This window comes from Streptomyces sp. NPDC111606 (genome assembly GCF_055656945.1).
The window spans coordinates 1,729,522-1,754,231 of the sequence record NZ_JBVKBY010000001.1 but is presented as its reverse complement, the minus strand read 5'-3'; the positions used below and the strand labels follow the sequence as shown (position 1 = coordinate 1,754,231).

Sequence of the window (24,710 nt, the reverse complement as noted above, 5' to 3'; positions counted from 1 at the left end):
TGGCTGCAGAGGTACCGGCCGCGGTATGGGCTGCACACCTTCAATTGTCCGCCGGACAAGGGGCAGACTGACCGCATGGCTGATCAGCACGCGCAATTCGGCGAGGACAGCAAGCAGCACGAGATCCCGGCGATTCGATGGGACGAACCACCCGAAGGTCCCGTACTGGTCCTTCTCGACCAGACAAGGCTGCCGGCCGAGGAGGTCGAGCTGGTCTGTACGGACGCGCCCGCGCTGGTGGAGGCGATCCGTTCGCTCGCGGTGCGCGGGGCGCCGCTGCTCGGGATCGCCGGGGCGTACGGCGTCGCGCTGGCTGCCGTGCGTGGCTTCGACGTGGACGATGCCGCCGAGTCGCTCGCGGGCGCCCGGCCCACCGCCGTGAACCTTGCCCTCGGCGTGCGCAGGGCTCAAGCGGCGTACCGGCACGAGCTCGCCGGGAGCGGGGACGTCGAGCAGGCCGCTGCTGCGGCACTGGGTGCGGCGAGGGCGTTGCACAGGGAGGACGCCGAGGCCAGCGCGCGCATGGCCGAGCGGGGGCTGGCACTGCTGGACGAGCTGCTGCCCGGCGGTGGGCACCGGATCCTCACGCACTGCAACACCGGGGCGCTGGTGTCGGGCGGGGAGGGCACGGCGTTCGCGGTGGCGCTCGCGGCGCACCGGGCCGGGCGGCTCCGGAGGCTGTGGGTGGACGAGACGCGGCCGTTGCTGCAGGGCGCTCGCCTGACGGCGTACGAGGCGGCGCGCAACGGGATGGCGTACACGCTGCTCACGGACAACGCGGCGGGGTCCCTGTTTGCCGCCGGTGAGGTGGACGCGGTGCTGATCGGGGCCGATCGCATCGCGGCCGACGGGTCGGTGGCGAACAAGGTGGGGAGCTACCCGCTCGCCGTGCTCGCGCGCTACCACCATGTGCCGTTCATCGTGGTGGCGCCCTTGACGACAGTGGATCCGGAGACACCGGACGGGGCGTCCATCGAGGTCGAGCAGCGTCCTGGGTTCGAGGTGACCGAGATCGCGGCGCCTCAGGTGCCGGTGGCGGGAGGGGAGCCGGGAGGCGGGATCCCCGTGGCGCCTCTGGGGACCCAGGCGTACAACCCGGCGTTCGATGTGACTCCGCCCGAGCTGGTGACGGCGATCGTCACCGAGGAGGGAGCCGCGTCGCCCGTGACGGCCGAGGCACTGGCCGAGCTGTGCGCCAGGTCACGGCAGGTGACGCCGACTTTGTGAGGAAGAGGTTGGCGTCATCAGTCGGGCAGAGCGGGGCGAACCCCCTTATTTGTCACTCGCTGTGATCTGAGCCAGGGCAGACAGTGGCGACGGCGTACGACTAAGGTCACTGGCCGGTGACCTATCTCACCTGAGCCTTCGCCACTGTTATGAGAATGGGATGATGTCGTTTATGAAGGGACGAGTCCTTGTCGTCGACGACGACACCGCACTGGCCGAGATGCTCGGCATCGTGCTGCGTGGTGAAGGTTTTGAGCCGTCTTTCGTAGCCGACGGCGACAAGGCGCTGGCCGCATTCCGTGAGACCAAACCTGACCTGGTGCTGCTCGACCTGATGCTGCCCGGGCGGGACGGCATCGAGGTGTGCCGTCTGATCAGGGCGGAGTCGGGCGTGCCGATCGTGATGCTGACGGCGAAGAGCGACACCGTCGATGTCGTCGTGGGCCTGGAGTCCGGCGCCGACGACTACATCGTGAAGCCGTTCAAGCCGAAGGAGCTCGTCGCCCGGATCCGGGCGAGGCTGCGGAGGTCCGAGGAGCCGGCGCCCGAGCAGCTCGCCATCGGTGACCTGGTCATCGACGTGGCCGGGCACTCCGTGAAGCGGGACGGGCAGTCGATCGCGCTGACGCCGCTGGAGTTCGACCTGCTGGTCGCGCTGGCCCGCAAGCCGTGGCAGGTGTTCACGCGTGAGGTGCTCCTCGAGCAGGTATGGGGCTACCGGCACGCCGCCGACACGCGTCTGGTCAATGTGCATGTGCAGCGGCTGCGTTCCAAGGTCGAGAAGGACCCGGAGCGGCCGGAAATCGTCGTGACCGTACGTGGCGTCGGCTACAAGGCAGGGCCGAGCTGACATGTCCGGGGACAGTGCCGCTTCGGCCCCCGGTCGGACCGGGGCCCGCCCGGAGCGGCCTGTCGGCCGGAAGAAGGCGGGCTCCCGCTGGGGACGGTTTCTCGAAGGCGGGCTGCTGCAAGGCGGAGTACAGGGCAGTCCGGTCCTCCGGCTCCTGCTGCGCTGGGTGCGTCGGCCGCTGCTGCCCGTCATGCGGCTGTGGCGGCGCAACATCCAGCTCAAGGTCGTCGCCACGACCCTGCTGATGTCGCTCGGCGTCGTCCTGCTGCTGGGCTTCGTCGTCATCGGGCAGGTGCGCAACGGCCTGCTGGACGCCAAGGTGAAGGCCTCCCAGAGCCAGGCCACCGGCGGGTTCGCCGCGGCCAAGAAGAGCGCCGACGAAGCCGCGGCCGGTGCCGCCGACGAGGGCGCGACGGTCGACGGGCGTTCCGAGCAGAACGTCATCCAGTGGATGAGCGACCTCGTCTCCTCGCTCTCCAGCGGCGGCCAGGGCGCCTTCGACGTGGTGACCCTTCCGGCCTCCGCGGCAGGGGACAGCGGTGGACGCGGGCCGCGAGCCTCCGGCGGCGTGGACCCGACGGCCAGCGTGCCCGAGGACCTGCGCGAGCGGATCGACAGCAACATGGGGGCGTTCCAGAGCTACACCCGCATCGTCTACAACCGCACCGCCGACAAGGAGCCCCAGCCGGCCCTGGTCATCGGCAAGCAGGTCAACGACCCCAACAGCGACCCGTACCAGCTCTACTACTTCTTCCCGCTCACCCAGGAGGAGAAGTCGCTGAGCCTGGTCAAGGGGACGCTGGCCACCGCCGGGCTCTTCGTCGTCGTACTCCTCGGAGCCATCGCCTGGCTCGTCGTGCGCCAGGTCGTCACGCCGGTGCGGATGGCGGCCGGTATCGCCGAACGGCTGTCCGCCGGGCGGCTGCAGGAGCGGATGAAGGTCACCGGCGAGGACGACATCGCGCGGCTCGGCGAGGCCTTCAACAAGATGGCGCAAAACCTTCAGCTGAAGATCCAGCAGCTGGAGGACCTCTCGCGGATGCAGCGGCGGTTCGTGTCCGACGTCTCCCATGAGCTGCGGACGCCGCTGACGACCGTACGGATGGCCGCCGATGTCATCCACGAGGCTCGGGAGGACTTCGACCCGGTGACCGCGCGGTCGGCGGAGCTGCTGGCCGACCAGCTGGACCGGTTCGAGTCGCTGCTCGCCGACCTGCTGGAGATCAGCCGTTTCGACGCGGGCGCTGCGGCACTGGAGGCCGAGCCGATCGACCTCAGGGAGGTCGTGCGGCGTGTCGTCAGCGGGGCCGAGCCGCTCGCCGAGCGCAAAGGCACACAGATACGCATCGTCGGCGACCAGCAGCCCATCGTCGCCGAGGCCGACGCCCGCCGCGTCGAACGAGTGCTGCGCAACCTCGTCGTCAACGCCGTCGAACACGGCGAGGGCAGGGACGTCGTCGTCAAGCTCGCCTCGGCGGGCGGGGCGGTCGCGGTCGCGGTGCGCGACTACGGCGTCGGGCTCAAGCCCGGCGAGGCGACCCGCGTCTTCAGCCGCTTCTGGCGGGCCGACCCGGCACGCGCGCGTACGACGGGCGGTACGGGGCTGGGGCTGTCGATCGCGCTGGAGGACGCGCGGCTGCACGGCGGCTGGCTCCAGGCGTGGGGCGAGCCCGGCGGAGGTTCGCAGTTCCGGCTGACCCTGCCGCGGACCGCGGACGAGCCGCTGCGAGGCTCGCCGATACCCCTGGAACCCAAGGACTCGCGGCGTAATCGCGGCCTCGATGACGCAGGACTGCCCAGCGGCGACGGTGAGAAGGCGGCTACGGTGCCGGTCCAGCCCAACGGGGACCAGGCGCCCCCGATGCCGTCCAGGGACCCCATCGTCACGCGGATGGGCGGGGCGGCCCCCAAAGCCGACCCGACGGCGCTGCCCGGCAACGGCGCACGCGTGGTGCCCCGGCCCGCTTCGGGCGCACGGCGGCAGGAGGAGACGCCCGGTGCGCAAGAGCCGGCGAGCGAGGAAGCCGGACAGGACGGGGAGTCGAGCAAGCATGGGGAGGCATCTCGTGGCCGCTGACCGCGAGAGGGGCGCCACCCGGCGCGGGGCGGGGCGCGCGGTGGCGTACGCCGCCTGTGGCGCCGTACTGCTGTCGGGGTGCGCCTCGATGCCCGACAGCGGCGATCTGCGGGGCGTCGAGTCCACGCCGCGACAGGAAACGCAGGTGCGGGTCTTCGCCATGCCACCGCACGAGGACGCCTCGTCCTCGGAGATCGTGTCGGGCTTCCTGGAGGCACTGACCAGCGACGATCCGGACTACGAGATCGCGCGCAAGTACCTGACCGAGGAAGCGTCGGAGAAGTGGCAGCCCCAGCTGTCCACGACGGTGCTCGCCGACGGACCGGGCGCCGATGCCGAGCGCGTGGGGGGCCGGGAGGAGACCGACAGCCTCTCCTACACGCTGACCGGCACCAAGGTCGCCCTGGTCGACGCGCAGCAGTCGTACGCGCCCGCCGACGGGGACTACAGCGAGCCGATGCACCTCACCCGGGACAAGAAGACCAAGCAGTGGCGCATCGACATCCCGCCGCGCGGCGTCGTCATGGGCAAGTCGGACTTCCAGCGCAACTACATGTCCGTCGACAAGTACTACTTCGCCTCGAACACCACCCTCGGGACCTCACCGCACACGGCGGCCGTCGCCGATCCCGTCTACGTCCGCAGGAACGTGGACCCCATGACGCAGATGGTCCGCTCCCTGCTCACAGGGCCCACCAGCTGGCTCAACCCGGTGGTCAGGTCGAGCTTCCCCACCGGCACGGCACTGAGGAAGGGCGTCACCGCGCTGACGCCCGACGATCAGAACAGGCTGACCGTGCAGCTGAACGACAAGGCGGCCCGGGTCGGGCTGACCCAGTGCAAGGAGATGGCGGCCCAGCTCCTGTTCACCCTGCAGAACCTCACCCCGACCGTGGACGAGGTCGACCTGCGGTCCGCCGGCAGGCAGCTGTGCTCGCTCACCGAGCAGGATGCGGAGGCCGTCGCCGCGCGCGGGTCGGTGGAGCGCGCCGACTACCTGTACTTCCTCAACGCCGAACACCGGCTCGTACGGCTGCCCGCCGCCACCAGCGACACGGAGCCCGACCCTGTGCCGGGCGCCCTGGGCGACGGCGATGTGCAGCTGAAGTCCGTGGCGGTGTCGCGCGACGAGGATATGGCGGCCGGGGTCGGCCTCGACGGCAAGAACCTGTACGTCGGCGCGCTGGTGTCGGGTGGTCCGCTCGGGGAGCCGGAGCTGAGCAGCGCGGGCCCCTCGGCGGAGGAGCGGCTCTCGGCGCCCAGCTGGGACGCCCAGGGCGACCTGTGGGTGGCCGACCGCGATCCGGACAACCCCCGGCTGCTCCTGCTGGAGGAAGGCGTCGGCAAGCCCCTGGTGGTGAAGACGCCGCCGGGCCTCGAGGGGCGCATCGAATCGGTCAAGGTGGCCGCCGACGGTGTGCGCATCGCGCTCGTGGTGAAGCAGGGCGAGAAGTCGTCGCTGCTCATCGGGCGGATCGAACGGAGCCAGGACGACAAGGCGGACGAGTCCTCGACCGTCTCGGTGCACGAACTGCGCTCCGCGACGCCCGAGTTGGAGGAAGTCTCGGCCATGTCGTGGGCCGGTGACAGCCGGCTCGTCGTGGTCGGGCGCGAGAAGGGCGGTGTGCAGACCATGCGCTACGTGCAGGTCGACGGCTCCACACCGGAGGGGCCGGCGCCCGCGGCCCTCAGCGGCGTGAAGGAGATCACCGCGTCCGAGGACGCACGGCTGCCGCTGGTCGGTTACTCGGAGGACGGGATCGTGCGGCTGCCGTCGGGGGCGCAGTGGCAGAAGGTCGTGACGGACGGGGCGGCTCCGGTCTATCCGGGGTGAGGCTTTGCCCGGACCGTCGTGGGATGCGGGACGGGGAGTGTGGTGGCCGCTTCCGGCCGGGGTGAGTCTCCGGCTGGGGGCGGCCGCTTCGTTTTTTGGTGTGTGGGTGGCGCCGCGGTGAGCAGGTGGTGCCGTGGTGCGTGGGTGGGAGCGCGACTCGGTTCCAGGGCGGCAGAGGGGCAGGCCGCAACGGGCGCAGGTTATCCACAGGCAGTTATCCACAGGGGTGGTCGGCCGGGGCGGGCGTTGGCACAGTGGTGGCCATGCGGGGGTGGTGGCAGGACTTGACCGACCTGGTGCTCCCGGCCGAGTGCGGAGGCTGTGGACGGCCTCGCACGGTGCTCTGCCCGGAGTGCCGTGCCGTCCTGAACGGGGCCGTACCGAGCCGGGTGCGACCGGTGCCGGAGCCGCCCGGGCTGCCGGTCGTGCACGCGGCGGCCCGGTACGCGGACGAGACGCGGGCAGCGCTGCTCGCCCACAAGGAACGCGGCGCGCTGGCGCTCACGGCACCGCTCGGGGCGGCGCTGGCGGGGGCTGTGCGGGCTGGGCTTCGGGAGGCCTGTGCGTCTCGGGACAGCGGGGCGTCGGGGCGGGATGTGCGGCTCCGGGGCTCGCAGGTGCGCGGCGACGGGGTGCGGCGGTTGGAGGGCGCCGAGGCGGCTGTGCTGCTCGTCCCAGTTCCGTCCGCGCGTGGGTCGGTGCGGGCGCGAGGACATGATCCGGCGCGGCGGATCGCGCTCGCGGCGGCGGGTGAGCTGCGGCGGGCCGGGACGCCGGCACGCGTACTTGCTGTGCTGCGGCAAGCGCGCGGGGTGGCCGATCAGTCGGGGCTCAACTCGCGGCAGCGGGCGGACAATCTCGCCGGCGCGCTGGTGGTGGCGTCGGGGTGTGGTCGGCTGCTTGCCGGGGGTGGTCCCGTCGTGCTCGTCGACGACCTGATGACGACGGGTGCGTCGCTGGCGGAGGCGGCGAGGGCTGTGCGGGTGGTGTTGGCGGCGGCGGAGGGGGTGGGCTCCGGTGGTCGGGGGAGGGTGGGCCCCAGCCGTCGTACAGCGGAGCCCGGCGCCCGCGTTGGCCGGACAACAGCCGTGTACCGGCCGGGAACTCGGGAAAGCACATGGGAACGGAGAGCCGGATCGACTGAGGGCAGTGTGCGGCAGTTGCGTGAGAGGCCGGGAATCATGGGCCCAGGACTGACCTCTGACCTGATCTGCGCGGCTGTGGTCGCGGCGTCGCCGGATTCCTTCGAAATAAACCGGAACTGACTGAGAACTTGCATCGTTGCAGGTAACGAGAGAGTCAATTCACCTGAACGGAGGTACGCCGCAGTAGAGGGTGACGACATCCGTCCGGGCGAGATATGTTCGGTTGTGAGGGAAAGGCGCAGGCCATCCCCGTCATATCCGAATGCCGTGCCGTGGGTTTTGCGCAATCACCCGCGGCCATGGGGTGGAGATCTTGCCCATGGGGGAGGAGGAGGTGGAAGTCACCAAGTCCGAGGTTCCGGGGTTCCCCGGAGCCTGGTGCAAAAGGGAGATGCTCCGCCGATGGAGCGGGGCGATCCGGGAACGGAGTTCTGCGTGGACATCGTCGTCAAGGGCCGCAAGACCGAGGTGCCCGAGCGGTTCCGCAAGCACGTGGCCGAGAAGCTGAAGCTGGAGAAGATCCAGAGGCTCGATGCCAAGGTGATCAGCCTCGACGTCGAGGTGTCCAAGGAGCCCAACCCGCGACAGGCCGACCGCTGTGACCGAGTGGAGATCACGCTCCGCTCCCGCGGTCCGGTGATCCGGGCGGAGGCAGCGGCCAGCGATCCGTACGCGGCGCTCGACCTCGCGGCGGAAAAGCTGGATGCCCGGCTGCGCAAGCAGCACGACAAGCGTTTCTCGCGCCGAGGCGCACGCCGACTCACGGCGGCCGAGGTCCCCGACCACGTACCGGGCGCGGCGACGCTCAACGGCAATGGCCGCACGTTCCAGGAAGAAGAGCCGGACGGAATTCCCACCAAGAAGATCGGCTCGCTGGAAGTAAAGGGCGAAGGCCCCCTCGTTGTACGCGAGAAGACGCACGTCGCCTCCCCGATGACCCTCGACCAGGCCCTCTACGAGATGGAGCTGGTCGGGCACGACTTCTACCTGTTCGTCGACTCGGAGACGAAGGAACCAAGCGTCGTCTACCGGCGTCACGCCTACGACTACGGCGTCATTCACCTCAGCACGGACCCGATGGTCACCCAGGCGCAGGCCCCCGCGGCAGGCGGCACGCTGGGCGGCTGACCCACCCGGCTGACAGCTGAGCCGGTGCCCCTGGAGCGCGGCGTGCGCCCCCAGGGGCATCGGTGTGCGACCTCTTCGCGCCCCGCTCGTCACCGTAGTGTCGGCCAAGCATGGAATCATGGCCGCACCGGCCCAACCGTTGGGCCGCTGCCTTGGGTTGGCGATGGCAGACGACCAGCCACAGCCTTCAGGGGGAGGAACGATGGCGGACAGCTTCGGACCGATGCGGGATGAGGATGCCGACAGCGATGTCGTCGGCATGGGCCCGGACGCGGGCTCTCCACGCAAGGAGCCGATCAGAGTCCTCGTCGTCGACGACCACGCCCTGTTCCGCCGTGGACTGGAGATCGTGCTCGCGGCCGAGGAGGACATCCAGGTCGTCGGGGAGGCGGGCGACGGCGCGGAAGCCGTGGACAAGGCCGCTGACCTGCTGCCGGACATTGTCCTGATGGACGTGCGGATGCCCAAGCGGGGCGGGATCGAGGCCTGCACCTCCATCAAGGAGGTCGCCCCCAGCGCGAAGATCATCATGCTGACGATCAGCGACGAGGAGGCCGACCTCTACGACGCGATCAAGGCGGGCGCGACCGGTTATCTCCTGAAGGAGATCTCCACCGACGAGGTGGCCACGGCCATTCGCGCCGTGGCCGACGGGCAGTCGCAGATCAGCCCGTCCATGGCGTCGAAGCTGCTCACCGAGTTCAAGTCGATGATCCAGCGCACGGACGAGCGCCGGCTCGTGCCCGCGCCGCGGCTGACGGACCGTGAGCTGGAGGTCCTCAAGCTCGTGGCCACGGGGATGAACAACCGCGACATCGCCAAGGAGTTGTTCATCTCCGAGAACACCGTGAAGAACCACGTGCGCAACATCCTGGAGAAGCTGCAGCTGCACTCCAGGATGGAGGCCGTGGTGTACGCGATGCGGGAAAAGATCCTCGAGATCCGCTGAGGCCCGATGACCGGCCTCAGGGTCACGCCAGCAAGCGAGTGAGCTCCGTGGCGAGCGGCTCGCGCAGGTCGGGTGCGTCGACCCGTTCCACGCGTACGTCCGTGCAGTCCACCCAGCTCGCTGCCTCCACCAGCGCCTGGGCCACCGCCGGGACCGCCTTCGGGCCGTCCAGGGTGACCTGCTTGGCGACCAGGGTGCTGCCCTCGCGGGCCGGGTCCACGCGGCCGACCAGACGGCCACCGGCCAGGACCGGCATCGCGAAGTAGCCGTAGACCCGCTTCTGCTTGGGGACGTACGCCTCCAGGCGGTGGGTGAAGCCGAAGATCCGCTCCGTGCGTGCCCGCTCCCAGATCAGGGAGTCGAACGGGGACAGCAGCGTCGTACGGTGGCGGCCGCGCGGAGGGGTTTCCAGGGCCACCGGGTCGGCCCAGGCCGGCTTGCCCCAGCCCTCGACGGTGACCGGCACCAGGCCCGAATCGGCGATCACCGCGTCGACCTGTTCGCCCTTGAGCCGGTGGTAGTCGGCGATGTCCGCGCGTGTGCCGACGCCGAGGGACTGGCCCGCCAGGCGGACCAGGCGGCGCAGGCACTCGGCGTCGTCCAGATCGTCGTGCAGCAGTGCCTCGGGGATGGCGCGTTCCGCCAGGTCGTAGACGCGCTTCCAGCCGCGCCGCTCGACGCAGACCACCTCGCCGTACATCAGGGCGCGTTCGACGGCGACTTTGGCGCCCGACCAGTCCCACCACTCGCTGGTCCGCTTCGCGCCGCCCAGCTCGGTCGCGGTCACGGGGCCCTCGGCGCGGAGCTGCTTGATCACCTGGTCGTAGGCGCCGTCGGGGAGGTCGTGGTTCCAGTGGGGCCGGTTGCGGTAGGCGCGGCGGCGGAAGGCGAAGTGCGGCCACTCCTCCACGGGGAGGATGCAGGCGGCGTGGGACCAGTACTCGAAGGCGTGGGGCTGCGCCGACGGCTCGCCCGCGGCCGCAGTGGTCCAGTAGGCCTGCTCGACCGTCTTGCGGCCCACTGCGCCCAGGCGGGCGTACGGGATGAGCTCGTGGGAGCGTGCCAGGACCGAGATGGTGTCGAGCTGAACCGCGCCGAGGTGACGCAGTATGCCGCGGACGCCTGACCTGCGGTCGGGGGTGCCGAGGAAACCCTGCGCGCGGAGGGCGATCCGGCGGGCCTCGTCGGCCGAGAGGTCGGTGGTGGGGCGCAGGGTCGTCATGGTCGGCACGATAGGCGGTGGCACTGACAGTGCGGGGTGAGCTGGGGATTTGTCCGTGGTGGGCCTGCTCGCGGGTGCCGGGGGGGCGCAGTTATGCGGGCTGGTTCCTCGCCGGCAGGTACGGGGCCGTGGACGGCAGGCTCAGGTCCGACGGGAGCAGGGAACCCACCCAGCAGTCCCGGCGTACGCCCTGGTTGACCATGGCGGAGCGGAGGGTGCCCTCGACGGTGAAGCCGGCGCGTTCCGCCACCGCGCGGGAGGGCCTGTTGCCGACCTCCGCGCGCCATTCGACCCGGTCGAGCGACAGGTCGACGAAGGCCCAACGGGACGCGGCGAGTACCGCTTCGGTGACGTAGCCGTTGCCGCGGTGCTCCTTCGTGCCCCAGAAACCGATTTCGGCCTCGCTCATGGACCGCATAGTGAGGCCGAGCATGCCCACCAGGTCCTCCCCTTCGGGGAGGAAGAGCCCCCAGGTGAGCATCGAACCGTTCGCCCAGCCTTCGGGGACCAGTTGTTCCGCGAAGCTCTGGGCGTGCTCGTAGAGGTAGGGCGAGGGGATCGTGGTCCAGCGCTGGATGTCGGGGTCCTGTACGGCCTCGTACACCGTGTCCGTGTCCTTCGGGCCGACCGTGCGCATGAGGAGACGGCTGGTGGCGAGCGTGACGGGTTCCATCGGCCGATTCTGCTCGGGGGCCGTCGCCGGCGCCATCCTTATATGCGGTGTGTGAGCGAGCGAACGCATTTCGCGCAATTCGTCGGCGGAACGCGGCACCATCCGCAGCCCCCGGCCGTTGTCCCTTTGACGGAGATTTGAAGCAGCGGACGTTCGACGTCCACGGCAGGCTCCCGGCGTGGCGGGGTCCTCGCATACGATGGCCGTTGCTCAGTCAAGTCAAATGGAAACCGACCGTCCCAGGCCCGACCGGCAAGGAGACCAACCCCCGTGTCCGTCCTCTCGAAGATCATGCGTGCAGGCGAAGGCAAGATCCTGCGCAAGCTGCACCGCATCGCGGACCAGGTCAACTCCATCGAAGAGGACTTCGTCGACCTCTCCGACGCCGAGCTGCGGGCCCTCACCGATGAGTACAAGCAGCGCTACGCAGACGGTGAGAGCCTGGACGACCTGATGCCCGAGGCCTTCGCGACCGTTCGCGAGGCCGCCAAGCGCGCTCTCGGCCAGCGTCACTACGACGTCCAGATCATGGGCGGCGCGGCCCTCCACCTGGGCTACGTGGCCGAGATGAAGACCGGTGAGGGCAAGACGCTCGTCGGCACGCTGCCCGCTTATCTGAACGCGCTGTCCGGCCAGGGCGTCCACCTGATCACGGTGAACGACTATCTGGCCGAGCGCGACTCGGAGATGATGGGCCGCGTCCACAAGTTCCTGGGTCTGAATGTCGGCTGCATCCTCGCCAACATGACGCCGGCCCAGCGCCGCGAGCAGTACGCGTGCGACATCACGTACGGCACGAACAACGAGTTCGGCTTCGACTACCTGCGCGACAACATGGCGTGGTCCAAGGACGAACTCGTCCAGCGCGGCCACAACTTCGCCATCGTCGACGAGGTCGACTCCATCCTCGTCGACGAGGCCCGTACGCCGCTGATCATCTCCGGCCCGGCCGACCAGGCCACCAAGTGGTACGGCGACTTCGCCAAGCTGGTCACGCGCCTGAAGAAGGGCGAGGCGGGCAACCCGCTCAAGGGCCTGGAGGAGACCGGCGACTACGACGTCGACGAGAAGAAGCGCACGGTCGCCATTCACGAGGCCGGTGTCTCCAAGGTCGAGGACTGGCTGGGCATCGACAACCTCTACGAGTCGGTGAACACGCCGCTGGTGGGCTACCTGAACAACGCCATCAAGGCCAAGGAGCTCTTCAAGAAGGACAAGGACTACGTCGTCATCGACGGCGAGGTCATGATCGTCGACGAGCACACCGGCCGTATCCTCGCCGGCCGCCGCTACAACGAGGGCATGCACCAGGCGATCGAGGCGAAGGAAGGGGTGGACATCAAGGACGAGAACCAGACGCTCGCCACGATCACCCTGCAGAACTTCTTCCGCCTCTACAAGCGCCACGACCACGACGAAAAGGAACAGCCCGGTCTGTGCGGCATGACCGGTACGGCGATGACCGAGGCCGCCGAGTTCCACCAGATCTACAAGCTCGGCGTCGTCCCGATCCCGACCAACCGGCCGATGGTCCGCCAGGACCAGTCGGACCTGATCTACCGCACCGAGGTCGCCAAGTTCGAGGCGGTCGTCGACGACATCGTCGAGAAGCACGAGAAGGGCCAGCCGATCCTCGTCGGTACGACGTCGGTCGAGAAGTCCGAGTACCTGTCGCAGCAGCTGTCCAAGCGCGGCGTCCAGCACGAGGTGCTGAACGCCAAGCAGCACGACCGTGAGGCGATCATCGTCGCCCAGGCCGGCCGCAAGGGCGCCGTCACCGTCGCCACCAACATGGCCGGCCGTGGTACGGATATCAAGCTCGGCGGCAACCCCGAGGACCTCGCCGAGGCGGAGCTGCGTCAGCGCGGCCTCGACCCCGAGGAGCACATCGAGGAGTGGGCCGCGGCCCTGCCCGCCGCCCTGGAGAAGGCCGAGCAGGCGGTCAAGGCGGAGTTCGAGGAGGTCAAGGACCTCGGCGGTCTCTACGTCCTGGGCACCGAGCGGCACGAGTCGCGCCGTATCGACAACCAGCTGCGCGGTCGTTCCGGCCGTCAGGGCGACCCGGGCGAGTCCCGCTTCTACCTCTCCCTCGGTGACGACCTGATGCGCCTGTTCAAGGCCCAGATGGTCGAGCGCGTGATGTCGATGGCGAATGTCCCGGACGACGTGCCGATCGAGAACAAGATGGTCACGCGCGCGATCGCGTCCGCCCAGTCGCAGGTCGAGCAGCAGAACTTCGAGACCCGTAAGAACGTCCTGAAGTACGACGAGGTCCTCAACCGCCAGCGTGAGGTCATCTACGGCGAGCGCCGCCGTGTCCTGGAGGGCGAGGACCTGCACGAGCAGGTGCAGCACTTCATGGACGACACGATCGACGCGTACGTCGGCGCGGAGACCGCCGAGGGCTTCGCCGAGGAGTGGGACCTGGACCGGCTGTGGGGCGCCTTCAAGCAGCTCTACCCGGTGAAGGTGACCGTCGACGAACTGGAGGAGGCGGCCGGTGACCGTGCCGGGCTGACCGCCGAGTTCATCTCCGAGTCCATCAAGGACGACGTCCACGAGCAGTACGCGGCGCGTGAGGCGCAGCTCGGCTCCGAGATCATGCGTGAGCTGGAGCGCCGGGTCGTGCTGTCGGTCCTGGACCGCAAGTGGCGCGAGCACCTCTACGAGATGGATTACCTCCAGGAGGGCATCGGCCTGCGCGCGATGGCGCAGAAGGACCCGCTGGTCGAGTACCAGCGTGAGGGCTTCGACATGTTCACCGCGATGATGGAGGGCATCAAGGAGGAGTCCGTCGGCTACCTGTTCAACCTGGAGGTCCAGGTCGAGCAGCAGGTCGAGGAGGTCCCGGTCGAGGACGCCAAGCCGGTGGCCGACCTGGAGAAGAAGGACGCGGTGCCGGCGCAGGCGGGCTCGCGTCCCGAGATCCGCGCCAAGGGCCTCGAGGCTCCGCGCCGCCCGGACCGGCTGCACTACACCGCCCCCAAGGTGGACGGCGAGGGCGACATCGTCGAGGGCGACTTCGACAACGGCGACGAGCCGGTGCGCTCGGAGGCCGACGGCCTCACCCGCGCGGAGCGGCGCAAGCAGGCACGTGGTGGGCGGCGCCGCAAGAAGTGACGTGACGGTGGCTGTGACGCCGTAGCAGCCAGGAAGGGCCGGGTTCCTCGGGGAATCCGGCCCTTCGGCTTGCCCGGCCCGCCGGCGGCCGTTGCGGGGGCGGTGGCGGTCAGTCGTCGTCCGGGCGCGGCCTGCGTGGGCCGCCCAGTTCCACTGCCGTGCAGCGCCAGCGGAGGTCGCCGCCTTGTTCCAGGCGGAATGCCATGGCGCGCAGCTGGTCTCCGGCGCCGATGCGGGCGAAGGCCTCGATGGCGCCCGGACGGGGTTCGAAGTAGCCGATGTCGCGGACGACGGGGCGGGTGCCGCGGGTGCGCAGGAGGCCGCGTTCCGCGAGCCAGGCGAGTTCGTCGTAGGCGCGGCCGGCGGTGTGGCGGAGCATCCAGTGGACGGGGCGCTGGCCGCTCAGCACGAGGAGCAGTCGGTCGGCGAAGACGTCGGTGGGGCGGGGTTGCGGGACGGCGGGCCGGTCGAGGGGGCTGGTTTCGGCCGCCGGGAGGTGCCAGGCGCGCGGCGTAAGGGCGGGGACAGTCGCTGGGCGGGTGTCCGTGGGCCTGGTGCGCGGGAGGTTTGCCGTGGAGCCTGAGGAGCCCGGTGGGCGGCCTCCTGGGGATGCCGTACGGGCCGTGCCGCCGCTCGGCGTGCGGGGCGGGCTGCCGGCGGGGCGGCGGGTGTCGCGGCGGGTCGGCGGGCGGGTGCCGGGGCGGTGCTGCGCCCTGGTCATGACCTTGTTCATGGAGTCCCCGTTCGGTGAACCCGGTTTGATACCGGTCGGTAACTTCGTGGTTGGTGATCTTGTACGGGGCCGCGGGTGTCGGCGGCAAGGAAGCGGGGACTCGGGCCGGGCGGCCGGAAGCTTCACTTATCCGGGTGATCGAGGGCGGCGGAAGCCCGCATCGGCAAGGGCGCACCGGGTGAGTTCGTGGACCGGGGTGGACGCCGGGCGGGGTGGTGGGCGGGGCTCGAAAGGGGACGCCGCAGGTATCGCCCGCACGTATCCTGAAGGCCCTCCGGAGGTGCGGGGATCGCCCCTCTCCGGGCCCTTGCAGAGCCATACGAGCTCCGAGTACGAAGAAAGCGGTCAGCCATGCGCGTCTACGTCCCCTTGACCCTCCCCGGTCTCGCCGAGGCGCACAAGGCGGGCGAGCTGGAGGCCGAGTCGCTCGTCGCGTACGCCGTCACGCCCGCGCTGCGCGAGTGGTACCTCTCCGACGACATCGAGGAGCTGGAGTACGCCGCGCTCAACCGGTCCGCGCTGGCCTCGCTGAGGCTGCTGGCCACGGACGCCGGAGCGGCGCGGCGCCGGGTCGTGGTCGCCGTCGACGTGCCCGACGGGGCGGCCGTCGCCGACCCGGACCGGGGGCTGGACCCGGCGGCGCTGGGCGAGGTGCGGATCGCCGGGGGCGTGGCGCTGGCCAGGGCGGCAGCCGTGCACGTCGACTCGGACGACGCGGAGACGGACGTGGCGGCGGCAGCGCAGGCGCTGGCGGCGGCGGACGGCGGGGACGACGACGCGCAGTTCGTCGTGGACGGGGCCGAGGACCATGAGCTGCTGTGGTTCGCCACCCAGGAGATCCCGAACCTGGTGGGCCTGGTCGACTGACCCGGCGCTGCCCTCGTTGACCTGCTGTTTGACCCGCCGTTCTCTTGATTGTCAGTGAGGGCGGGTACGGTTTTTGGCATGGGGAAGCTAGTAGGGGCGCACATCGTCTGGGACTGGAACGGGACCCTGTTCCACGACAATGACGCGATCATCGGGGCGACGAACGCGGCGTTCGGCGAGCTGGGGCTCGACCCGATCACGATGGAGCAGTACCGGGCGCTGTACTGCGTGCCGGTGCCGAAGTTCTACGAGCGGCTGCTCGGCCGGCTGCCGACCGACGCCGAGTGGGAGGTCATGGACGAGACCTTCCACCGGTACTACGCCGAGCACCGGGTGACCTGCGGGCTCACCACGGGTGTGGCGGAGCTGCTCGTGGAGTGGGGGTCGGCGGGGCGCAGCCAGTCGATCCTGAGCATGTACGTGCATGACGAACTCATCCCTTTGGTGCGGGGGTTCGGGATCGAGGAGCACTTCATACGCGTCGACGGGCGGACCGGGCCGTCCGGGGGCAGCAAGGCCGAGCACATGGTGCGGCACATCAAGGCGCTCGCGAGCGTGGATCCCGCTCGCACGGTCGTGATCGGCGACGCGGCGGACGACGCGGTGGCGGCACTCCATGTGGGGGCTCAGGCGGTGCTCTACACCGGGGGGTCGCACAGCCGGGCGAGCCTCGAAGGGGTCGGGGTGCCGGTCGTGGACACGCTGGTCGAGGCGGTCGCGGAGGCGGAGCGGCTGGCCGCGTGAGCGTCGGCGCCCCTCAGGGGCGCGGCGCCCCGGTGGAACGCCGCGCCGGTGCTCGCCGGGGCCTGCATGCGGACCCGGGCGTGGGCGTGGGTCAGGTCACCGGTGCCTTCGCTCGCAGCACCGTCAGGAACTCGCGCATCCAGCTGGAGTGGTCCGGCCAGGCGCGGGAGGAGACCAGGGTGCCGTCGACCACCGCCTCCGCGTCCTGGAAGGTGGCGCCGGCCGCCTGCATGTCCAGTTCCAGGGCGGGGTAAGCCGTGACGCGGCGGCCGCGAAGGCTGTCGATCGCGGCGGTGAGCAGCGGGCCGTGGCAGATCTGGGCGACCGGCTTGTCGGCGTCGAAGAACGACTTCAGGATCTTGCGGAGCTCGGGGTCGTTGCGGAGGTACTCGGGGGCCCGGCCGCCGGGGATGACGACGGCGGCGTAGTCGCCGGGGTCGACCTCGGAGAAGGCGAGGTCGGCGGGCCAGGTGTAGCCGGGTTTCTCGGTGTAGGTGTCGAAGCCGGGTTCGAAGTCGTGGACGACGAACTGGAGCTTCTTGCGGGTGGGGGCGGCGATGTGGACGTCGTAGCCCTCTTCGCGGAGGCGCTGGTAGGGGTAGAGGACTTCCAGTGACTCTGCGGCGTCGCCGGTGACGATGAGGATTTTCGCTGTCATGTCGGGTGCGCTCCTCTTTTTGGCCGGGGGCTGCGTCTTTGCCGGGCCTTGGGGCAACGTGCCTCGGGGCGGGGCGCTTGCCAAGGGGGCGTGCGCGGCCCGGCGGCGCGAGGTGCCGCCGGGCCGTGACGGGCCGCCCCGGTGGCGCGAATGCCTGCGCGCCCGGTGGGTCGCGGACAGGCACGGCGCAGTAGGCGCCATGGTCAGCGGCTGTTTTCGGACACCGGTCGTCTCCGGATGGCCTGCTTCCGTTCGTGGAACCCGGCCCCGGTCGTCGTCACAGTCCCTCACCCCAGGCTCCCCCTGTGCACCCGACCCCGCCAGTTACGCCCTCGCCGCCCCGTTTGCCCCTGTGCAGAACGTCAAAGTTCCACCCCTGGTTTTGTACACATACGGCTCATGACGGCCCCCCTGTAAGGAGCGATAGCCTTAGTGGCGTGATCAGCGCGATAGCTCGCGGGGGCAGTGTTGCCCCTGCCCTGCGCCCGGCGAGCACGGACTACATCCGTGACCGGGCGGCGGTCGCTGGTCTTCGCGGGCGGGAGGGGGGCGTAAGGGCTCCCGGGACGTCATGCACACCCCGGGCCCGGACGTCGCAGAGAGCAGCGTCACACCCCTTGGGCAGCTCAAGATTGGCTCATATAACCCCGCTCATCTCACCTCGCGGCATAGCGTCGAAGCAGACCGGACACCCCGCGTCGCGGCGTTACACCGGAGGGGAAGAGACCGTACTTCCTTCTACGTCACGCAACGGCGCGCGACAGGAGCCAGAGGACAATGCAGACCAAGCTGGACGAAGCCAAGGCCGAGCTGCTCGAGAGGGCCGCTCGGGTAGCTGAGAACAGCCCGGTCGGGGGGCACCTACCGACTGGGACGACGGACGAGAGCAGCCCCGGCACCCCGGACCACGACACCGTGCTCACGTTCCTCCAGCGCTACTACCTGCACACCGCCCCGGAGGACCTCACCGACCGCGACCCGGTCGACATCTTCGGAGCCGCCTACTCGCACTACCGGCTGGCCGAGAACCGCCCCCAGGGCACGGCCAACGTCCGGGTCCACACGCCCACCGTGGAAGAGAACGGGTGGACCTGCAGCCACTCCGTCGTCGAAGTCGTCACCGACGACATGCCCTTCCTGGTCGATTCGGTGACCAACGAGCTCACTCGGCAGGGCCGCGGGATCCACGTGGTCATCCACCCCCAGGTCTTCGTCCGCCGCGACCTCACCGGCAAGCTCATCGAGGTGCTCACCGCGCCGCCCACCGGCGAGGTGCCGCACGACACGCACACCGAGTCCTGGATCCACGTCGAGATCGACCGCGAGACCGACCGCGGCGACCTGAAGCAGATCACCGCCGATCTGCTGCGCGTCCTGTCCGACGTCCGTGAGGCAGTCGAGGACTGGAGCAAGATGCGGGATCTGGCCATGCGCATGGCCGACGAGCTGCCGCAGGAGCCCCACTCCGATCTGCGTGAGCAGGAATTCGAGGAGGCCCGCGAGCTGCTGCGCTGGCTGGCCGACGACCACTTCACCTTCCTCGGCTACCGCGAGTACGAGCTGCGCGAGGACGACTCGCTGGCCGCCGTGCCGGGCACCGGCCTGGGCATCCTGCGCGCCGACCCGCACCACTCCGAGACCGACAGCCACCCCGTCAGCCCCTCCTTCGAGCGGCTGCCCGCCGACGCCCGCGCCAAGGCCCGCGAGCACAAGCTCCTCATCCTCACGAAGGCCAACAGCCGGGCGACCGTGCACCGGCCGTCGTACCTCGATTACGTCGGCGTGAAGAAGTTCGACGAGAACGGCGAGGTCGTCGGTGAGCGCCGCTTCCTGGGCCTGTTCTCCTCCGCCGCCTACACCGAGTCCGTCCGCCGCGTGCCCGTCGTCCGGCGCAAGGTCGACGACGTGCTGCGGGTCGCCGGGTTCTCGCCCAACAGCCACGACGGGCGCGACCTGCTGCAGATCCTGGAGACGTACCCGCGCGACGAGCTCTTCCAGACCCCGGTCCCCGAGCTCCAGCGCATCGCCACCTCCGTCCTGTACCTGCAGGAACGCCGCCGGCTGCGGCTGTACCTGCGGCAGGACGAGTACGGCCGCTACTACTCGGCCCTCGTCTACCTCCCGCGCGACCGCTACACCACCGGCGTACGCCTGCGGATCATCGACATCCTGAAGGAGGAGCTCGGCGGCACCAGCGTCGACTTCACCGCCTGGAACACCGAGTCGATCCTCTCCCGGCTGCACTTCGTCGTGCGGGTTCCGCAGGGCACCGAGCTGCCGGAGCTCAGCGACAGCGACAAGGAGCGCATCGAGGCGCGCCTCGTCGAGGCCGCCCGCTCCTGGGCCGACGGCTTCGCCGACGCGCTCAACGCCGAACTCGGCGAGGAGCACGCCGCCGAGCTGCTGCGCCGCTACTCCAATGCCTTCCCCGAGGGTTACAAGGCCGACCACAGCCCGCGCTCCGCGGTCTCGGACCTCGTCCACATCGAACAGCTCACCGAGGAGAACAACTTCTCGCTGAGCCTGTACGAGCCGGTCGGCGCGTCCCCCGAGGAGCGCCGGTTCAAGATCTACCGCAAGGGCCCGGCCGTCTCCCTGTCCGCCGTCCTGCCCGTCCTCAGCCGGCTCGGCGTCGAGGTCGTGGACGAGCGGCCGTACGAACTGCGCTGCTCCGACCGCAGCGTCGCCTGGATCTACGACTTCGGTCTGCGGCTTCCCAAGTCGGGCGGCAATGCCGGTGACTACCTCGGCGACGACGCGCGTGAGCGGTTCTCGGAGGCCTTCGCCGCCACCTGGACCGGCAAGGCGGAGAACGACGGCTTCAACGCCCTCGTCCTGAGCGCCGGGCTGACCTGGCGGCAGGCGATGGTGCTGCGGGCGTACGCCAAGTACCTGCGGCAGGCGGGCTCCACCTTCTCGCAGGACTACATGGAGGACACCCTCCGCAACAACGTCCACACCACCCGGCTGCTCGTCTCCCTGTTCGAGGCGCGGATGTCGCCGGACCGCCAGCGCGCGGGCCGCGAGATCGTGGACGCGCTGCTCGAAGAGGTCGACGCGGCTCTCGACCAGGTGGCGAGCCTCGACGAGGACCGGATCCTGCGGTCCTTCCTCACCGTCATCAAGGCGACGCTGCGGACGAACTTCTTCCAGGAGGCGGCGGCCGGCAAGCTGCACGACTACGTCTCCATGAAGTTCGACCCGCAGGCCATCCCCGACCTGCCGGCGCCGCGACCGGCGTACGAGATCTGGGTCTACTCGCCGCGCGTCGAGGGCGTGCACCTGCGCTTCGGCAAGGTCGCGCGCGGTGGCCTGCGCTGGTCCGACCGGCGTGAGGACTTCCGCACCGAGATCCTCGGCCTGGTCAAGGCGCAGATGGTGAAGAACACCGTCATCGTGCCGGTCGGCGCCAAGGGCGGCTTCGTCGCCAAGCAGCTGCCCGACCCGAGCGTGGACCGGGACGCGTGGCTGGCGGAGGGGGTCGCGAGCTACAAGACCTTCATCTCGGCGCTGCTCGACATCACCGACAACATGGTCGCCGGCGACGTCGTGCCCCCGGCGGACGTCGTCCGCCACGACGAGGACGACACCTACCTCGTCGTCGCCGCCGACAAGGGCACCGCGACCTTCTCCGACATCGCCAACGGGGTCGCCGAGCAGTACAACTTCTGGCTGGGCGACGCCTTCGCCTCCGGCGGCTCGGCCGGCTACGACCACAAGGGCATGGGCATCACCGCCCGCGGTGCCTGGGAGTCCGTCAAGCGGCACTTCCGTGAGCTGGGCGTGGACACGCAGACCGAGGACTTCACGGTCGTCGGCATCGGCGACATGTCCGGTGACGTGTTCGGCAACGGCATGCTGCTCAGCGAGCACATCCGCCTGGTCGCCGCCTTCGACCACCGGCACATCTTCATCGACCCGAACCCGGACGCGGCCACCTCCTACGCCGAGCGCCGCCGCGTCTTCGAGCTGCCCCGCTCCAGCTGGGAGGACTACAACACCGAGCTGATCTCGGCCGGTGGCGGTGTCTTCCCCCGCAGCGCCAAGGCCATCCCGGTCAACGCGCACATCCGCGAGGCCCTGGGCATCGAGGGCAAGGTCGCCAAGATGACCCCGGCCGACCTGATGAAGGCCATCCTCCAGTCGCCGGTGGACCTGCTGTGGAACGGCGGCATCGGTACGTACGTCAAGGCGTCCACCGAGACGCACGCCGACGTCGGCGACAAGGCCAACGACGCCATCCGCGTCGACGGCGCCGACCTGCGGGTCAAGGTCGTCGGCGAGGGCGGCAACCTCGGGCTGACCCAGCTCGGCCGGATCGAGTTCGCGCGGCACGGCGGCCGGATCAACACCGACGCCATCGACAACAGCGCGGGCGTGGACACCTCCGACCACGAGGTGAACATCAAGATCCTGCTCAACAGCCTGGTCAGCGACGGCGACATGACCGTCAAGCAGCGCAACAAGCTGCTCGCCGAGATGACCGACGAGGTCGGCCGCCTGGTCCTGCGCAACAACTACGCGCAGAACACGGCGATCGCCAACGCCCTCGAGCAGTCCAGCGCCATGCTTCACGCCCAGCAGCGCTTCATGAAGCACCTGGTCAGGGAGGGTCACCTGGACCGGGCGCTGGAGTTCCTGCCCACCGACCGCCAGATCCGCGAACGCCTCGGCACCGGCCACGGCCTCACCGGCCCGGAGACGGCCGTCCTGATGGCGTACACGAAGATCACGGTCGCCGAGGAACTGCTGCACACCACGCTGCCGGACGACCCGTACCTGAGCACGCTGCTGCACGCGTACTTCCCGACCGCACTGCGCGAGCAGTTCCCGGCCAACCTCGTCAGCCACCCGCTGCGCCGCGAGATCACCACGACCGTGCTGGTCAACGACACGGTCAACACGGGCGGTACGACGTATCTGCACCGGCTGCGCGAGGAGACCGGGGCCTCCCTGGAAGAGATCGTCCGGGCGCAGACCGTGGCCCGCGCGATCTTCCGCTCGTCGACGGTGTGGGACGCGGTCGAGGCGCTCGACAACAAGGTCGAGGCCGCCGTCCAGACCCGGATCCGGCTGCACTCGCGCCGCCTGGTCGAGCGCGGTACGCGCTGGCTGCTCAACAACCGGCCGCAGCCGCTGGAGCTCGCCGACACCATCGACTTCTTCAGTGACCGGGTCGAGCAGGTGTGGTCGCAGCTGCCGAAGCTGCTCAAGGGCGCGGACCTGGAGTGGTACCAGCAGATCTACGACGAGCTGACCGGTGTCGGCGTCCCGGCCGAACTGGCCACGCGGGTGTCCGGGTTCTCCTCGGCCTTCCCGACGCTGGACATCGTCTCGGTGGCCGACCGCCTCGGCAAGGACCCGATGGACGTCGCCGAGGTGTACTACGACCTCGCCGACCGGCTCCGTATCACCCAGCTCATGGACCGCATCATCGACCTGCCCCGCGCGGACCGCTGGCAGTCCATGGCCCGCGCCTCCATCCGTGAGGACCTCTACGCCGCCCACGCGGCCCTGACCTCGGACATCCTGGCGGCCGGCAACGGCGCCGCGACGCCCGAGCAGCGCTTCAAGTCGTGGGAGCAGAAGAACACGGCGATTCTGGGACGGGCGCGTACGACGCTGGAGGAGATCCAGGGGTCGGAGGCGTTCGATCTGGCCAACCTGTCGGTGGCCATGCGGACGATGCGGACGTTGCTGCGGCAGCACTCGTAGCCGTGCGGATTCGTTGAGTACGTAGGTCGTACGTAGCTCGTACGTGGGCCAGGGCGCCCCGGACTGTGACAGTCCGGGGCGCTCGCGCATTTGGGGCATAACGGGAATTACAGTGCTGGCGTGAGCACGATGCGGGGTGCGCTGCGGAGACCTTCGGTCGTTGCGCAGGTCGGCGCCGTGCTGGTTGTCGTGCTGCTCGTGCTGGTCGTCGTCCGGCTTCCGTGGGCCGGGGACCTCGGGATGCACGCGGCGACCCTGCAACGTCTGCGGCACGATCTGATCGACCCCGGCAATCCGCTCGTCGACGCGGACACACCGAGTCCGTACTACTCGCCCTGGATGCTGGTGCTCGGGTGTGTCGCCCGGGTGACGGGGTTCTCCGTCTTCGTCGTGCTGCGGATCGGTGCGGTGGTCGGGCTCGGTTTGTTCGTCAGCGGGGTGTGGCGGTACGTGCGGACGCTGAGCGCGCATCCGGCTGCGCCGGCGCTGTCGTTGCTGTGTCTGGTGTTCCTGTGGGGGACGTCGCTGTTCACCTGGAGCGGGTTTCTCGGGCTGAACTCGCTGGCGTTGACGGTGTCGTATCCGAGTGTGTTCGCGTTGGGGCTGGCGTTTCACTTCTGGGCCTTGCTGGCGGGGGCGGTGCGGGGCGGGTCGGTGCCGGCGGGCTGGGCGCGGGGGTGGGGGGTGTGGGTCGGGCTCGGTGTGCTGTGGGCGGTGATTCTGCTGTGCCATCAGTTCTCGGGGGTGGTGGCTTCGCTGGGGGCGTTGGCCACGGTGGTCGCCGCACGGGTGGGGGGTGGGGTGTGGGTGCGGCTGGGGGTGGGCGTGCTGATGGGGGTGGGGGTTCTGTGGGTGTGGCCGTACTACGACTTCTTCGCCCTGTTCGGGGCGGGGGGCGATCTGGAGGCGGTGCATCGGGGGTTGTACCGGGATCTGGTGGGGCGGTACTGGCTGGTGTCGGTGGGGGTGGTGGCGCTCGGGGTGCGGTGGTGGCGGGATCGGTGGGATCCGCTGGTGCTGTTCTTCGTGCTGGGGGTGGTGGTCGTGGGGGTGGGTGGGGCGAGTGGGCATTACTCGTGGGGGCGGGCTGTGCCGGCGGTGGTGATTCCTGCGCAGATCGCTGCGGCGGTGGGGGTGGTGGAGGTGTGGGGGCGGTGGCGGCCGTGGTGGCGGGGGGTGGGGGTCGGGGTGCTTGGTGCGGCGTTGGTGGTGGGTGCCTGGACTCAGGTCGGGACGGTGGGGTACGTCGTTCCGCGGGGGGTGTTGCCGGGGGTGGTTGCGGCGAAGTACCGGGTGCCTTGGGCGGGGTATCACTGGGTCACGCCGTGGGTTGCGTACGGGGACGTGGTGATGGCGCGGACCATTCCTGCTCGGCAGATTCCGGCGTATGGGGCGTACACCGTGGCGCCCGGGTATCCCGACTTCTTTCTGCCGGATGAGGGGCGGCGGGGGGAGGCTGTGCGGCGGTACTTCGCGGTGGGGGCGTCGGAGGGGCTTCGGCGGGGGATCGTGCGGGCGTATGGGGTGCGGTGGGTTGTGGATCAGGGGGGTGGGGGTGGGGTGGGCTCCGGGGTGCGGGCGGTGGCTCGGGGGCCGGGTGGGCAGGTGTTGTATGAGGTGGTGCGGTGAGGGGTCTGCGGGTTTCCTCGCCCCCGCCGCCCCTACCCGTCCTGTCCCTGGGGGGCTGCCGCCCCCAGACCCCCGCTTCGGCCTGAACGGCCTCGTCCTCAAACGCCGGACGGGCTGACATGGCTGGACCGGCGCCGGA

Annotated in this window: 16 protein-coding genes; 12 read left to right on the top strand and 4 right to left on the bottom strand. The window is 69.9% G+C overall.

Features of this window, described 5'->3' with window-relative positions:
- Positions 1 to 75: 75 nt before the first annotated feature.
- The 7 genes from mtnA (at position 76) to ACZ7M7_RS07860 (ending at position 9,210) form a co-directional block, all read left to right on the top strand.
- Entirely contained in the window at positions 76 to 1,227 is a 1,152-nt protein-coding gene (mtnA, locus tag ACZ7M7_RS07890; protein ID WP_383616698.1) for an S-methyl-5-thioribose-1-phosphate isomerase, read from the top strand.
- Positions 1,228 to 1,387: 160 nt separating this feature from the next.
- A complete protein-coding gene (gene mtrA, locus ACZ7M7_RS07885) occupies positions 1,388 to 2,077 on the top strand; it encodes a two-component system response regulator MtrA (protein ID WP_015659998.1) in 690 nt (229 codons plus the stop codon).
- A 1-nt stretch (position 2,078) separates the two neighbouring features.
- Entirely contained in the window at positions 2,079 to 4,154 is a 2,076-nt protein-coding gene (gene mtrB / locus ACZ7M7_RS07880) for an MtrAB system histidine kinase MtrB (RefSeq protein ID WP_472113822.1), read from the top strand.
- Positions 4,144 to 5,988 (top strand): LpqB family beta-propeller domain-containing protein, encoded by a 1,845-nt coding sequence (locus tag ACZ7M7_RS07875; protein ID WP_472113819.1) that lies wholly within the window; start codon positions 4,144 to 4,146, stop codon positions 5,986 to 5,988. The genes mtrB and ACZ7M7_RS07875 overlap by 11 nt, the downstream gene beginning before the upstream one ends.
- A 263-nt stretch (positions 5,989 to 6,251) precedes the next feature.
- Positions 6,252 to 7,253 carry a ComF family protein gene (locus ACZ7M7_RS07870; protein ID WP_472113816.1) on the top strand — a complete coding sequence of 334 codons (1,002 nt, stop codon included), beginning with the start codon at positions 6,252 to 6,254 and terminating at the stop codon, positions 7,251 to 7,253.
- Positions 7,254 to 7,568: 315 nt separating this feature from the next.
- Positions 7,569 to 8,261: a ribosome hibernation-promoting factor, HPF/YfiA family gene (gene hpf / locus ACZ7M7_RS07865; RefSeq protein ID WP_383616714.1), complete on the top strand. Its 693-nt coding sequence runs from the start codon at positions 7,569 to 7,571 to the stop codon at positions 8,259 to 8,261.
- Between the two features lie 202 nt (positions 8,262 to 8,463).
- Complete coding sequence (locus ACZ7M7_RS07860; protein WP_369271448.1) at positions 8,464 to 9,210, top strand: response regulator; 747 nt, start codon at positions 8,464 to 8,466, stop codon at positions 9,208 to 9,210.
- Positions 9,211 to 9,232: 22 nt separating this feature from the next.
- Here the strand turns inward: ACZ7M7_RS07860 and ACZ7M7_RS07855 are convergent, their stop codons facing one another.
- The gene (locus ACZ7M7_RS07855) at positions 9,233 to 10,432 is read right to left on the bottom strand and encodes a winged helix-turn-helix domain-containing protein (RefSeq protein WP_472113812.1); all 1,200 of its coding nucleotides are present in this window, start codon (positions 10,430 to 10,432) and stop codon (positions 9,233 to 9,235) included.
- Positions 10,433 to 10,523: 91 nt separating this feature from the next.
- Complete coding sequence (locus ACZ7M7_RS07850) at positions 10,524 to 11,105, bottom strand: GNAT family N-acetyltransferase (protein ID WP_427844710.1); 582 nt, start codon at positions 11,103 to 11,105, stop codon at positions 10,524 to 10,526.
- A gap of 270 nt (positions 11,106 to 11,375) precedes the next feature.
- Between ACZ7M7_RS07850 and secA the strand changes: the two genes are divergently transcribed.
- Entirely contained in the window at positions 11,376 to 14,225 is a 2,850-nt protein-coding gene (secA, locus tag ACZ7M7_RS07845; protein WP_383616677.1) for a preprotein translocase subunit SecA, read from the top strand.
- 109 nt (positions 14,226 to 14,334) lie between these two features.
- Here the strand turns inward: secA and ACZ7M7_RS07840 are convergent, their stop codons facing one another.
- Positions 14,335 to 14,958: an Rv3235 family protein gene (locus tag ACZ7M7_RS07840; protein WP_472113808.1), complete on the bottom strand. Its 624-nt coding sequence runs from the start codon at positions 14,956 to 14,958 to the stop codon at positions 14,335 to 14,337.
- A gap of 351 nt (positions 14,959 to 15,309) precedes the next feature.
- Here ACZ7M7_RS07840 and ACZ7M7_RS07835 point away from each other — a divergent pair, with 351 nt between their 5' ends.
- The gene (locus tag ACZ7M7_RS07835; RefSeq protein ID WP_472113805.1) at positions 15,310 to 15,825 is read left to right on the top strand and encodes a DUF6912 family protein; all 516 of its coding nucleotides are present in this window, start codon (positions 15,310 to 15,312) and stop codon (positions 15,823 to 15,825) included.
- Between the two features lie 78 nt (positions 15,826 to 15,903).
- A complete protein-coding gene (locus tag ACZ7M7_RS07830) occupies positions 15,904 to 16,569 on the top strand; it encodes an HAD family hydrolase (protein ID WP_383616668.1) in 666 nt (221 codons plus the stop codon).
- Between the two features lie 91 nt (positions 16,570 to 16,660).
- On the opposite strand, the gene ACZ7M7_RS07825 is transcribed toward ACZ7M7_RS07830, so the two are convergent.
- The gene (locus tag ACZ7M7_RS07825; protein WP_383616665.1) at positions 16,661 to 17,227 is read right to left on the bottom strand and encodes a DJ-1/PfpI family protein; all 567 of its coding nucleotides are present in this window, start codon (positions 17,225 to 17,227) and stop codon (positions 16,661 to 16,663) included.
- 777 nt (positions 17,228 to 18,004) lie between these two features.
- Here ACZ7M7_RS07825 and ACZ7M7_RS07820 point away from each other — a divergent pair.
- Both ACZ7M7_RS07820 and ACZ7M7_RS07815 read left to right on the top strand, forming a co-directional pair.
- Positions 18,005 to 22,942, top strand: a complete 4,938-nt coding sequence (locus tag ACZ7M7_RS07820; RefSeq protein ID WP_472113800.1) for an NAD-glutamate dehydrogenase — start codon at positions 18,005 to 18,007, stop codon at positions 22,940 to 22,942.
- A 129-nt stretch (positions 22,943 to 23,071) separates the two neighbouring features.
- Positions 23,072 to 24,571, top strand: coding sequence for a hypothetical protein (locus tag ACZ7M7_RS07815; protein WP_472114007.1), 1,500 nt, complete (start codon positions 23,072 to 23,074; stop codon positions 24,569 to 24,571).
- Positions 24,572 to 24,710: the final 139 nt, after the last annotated feature.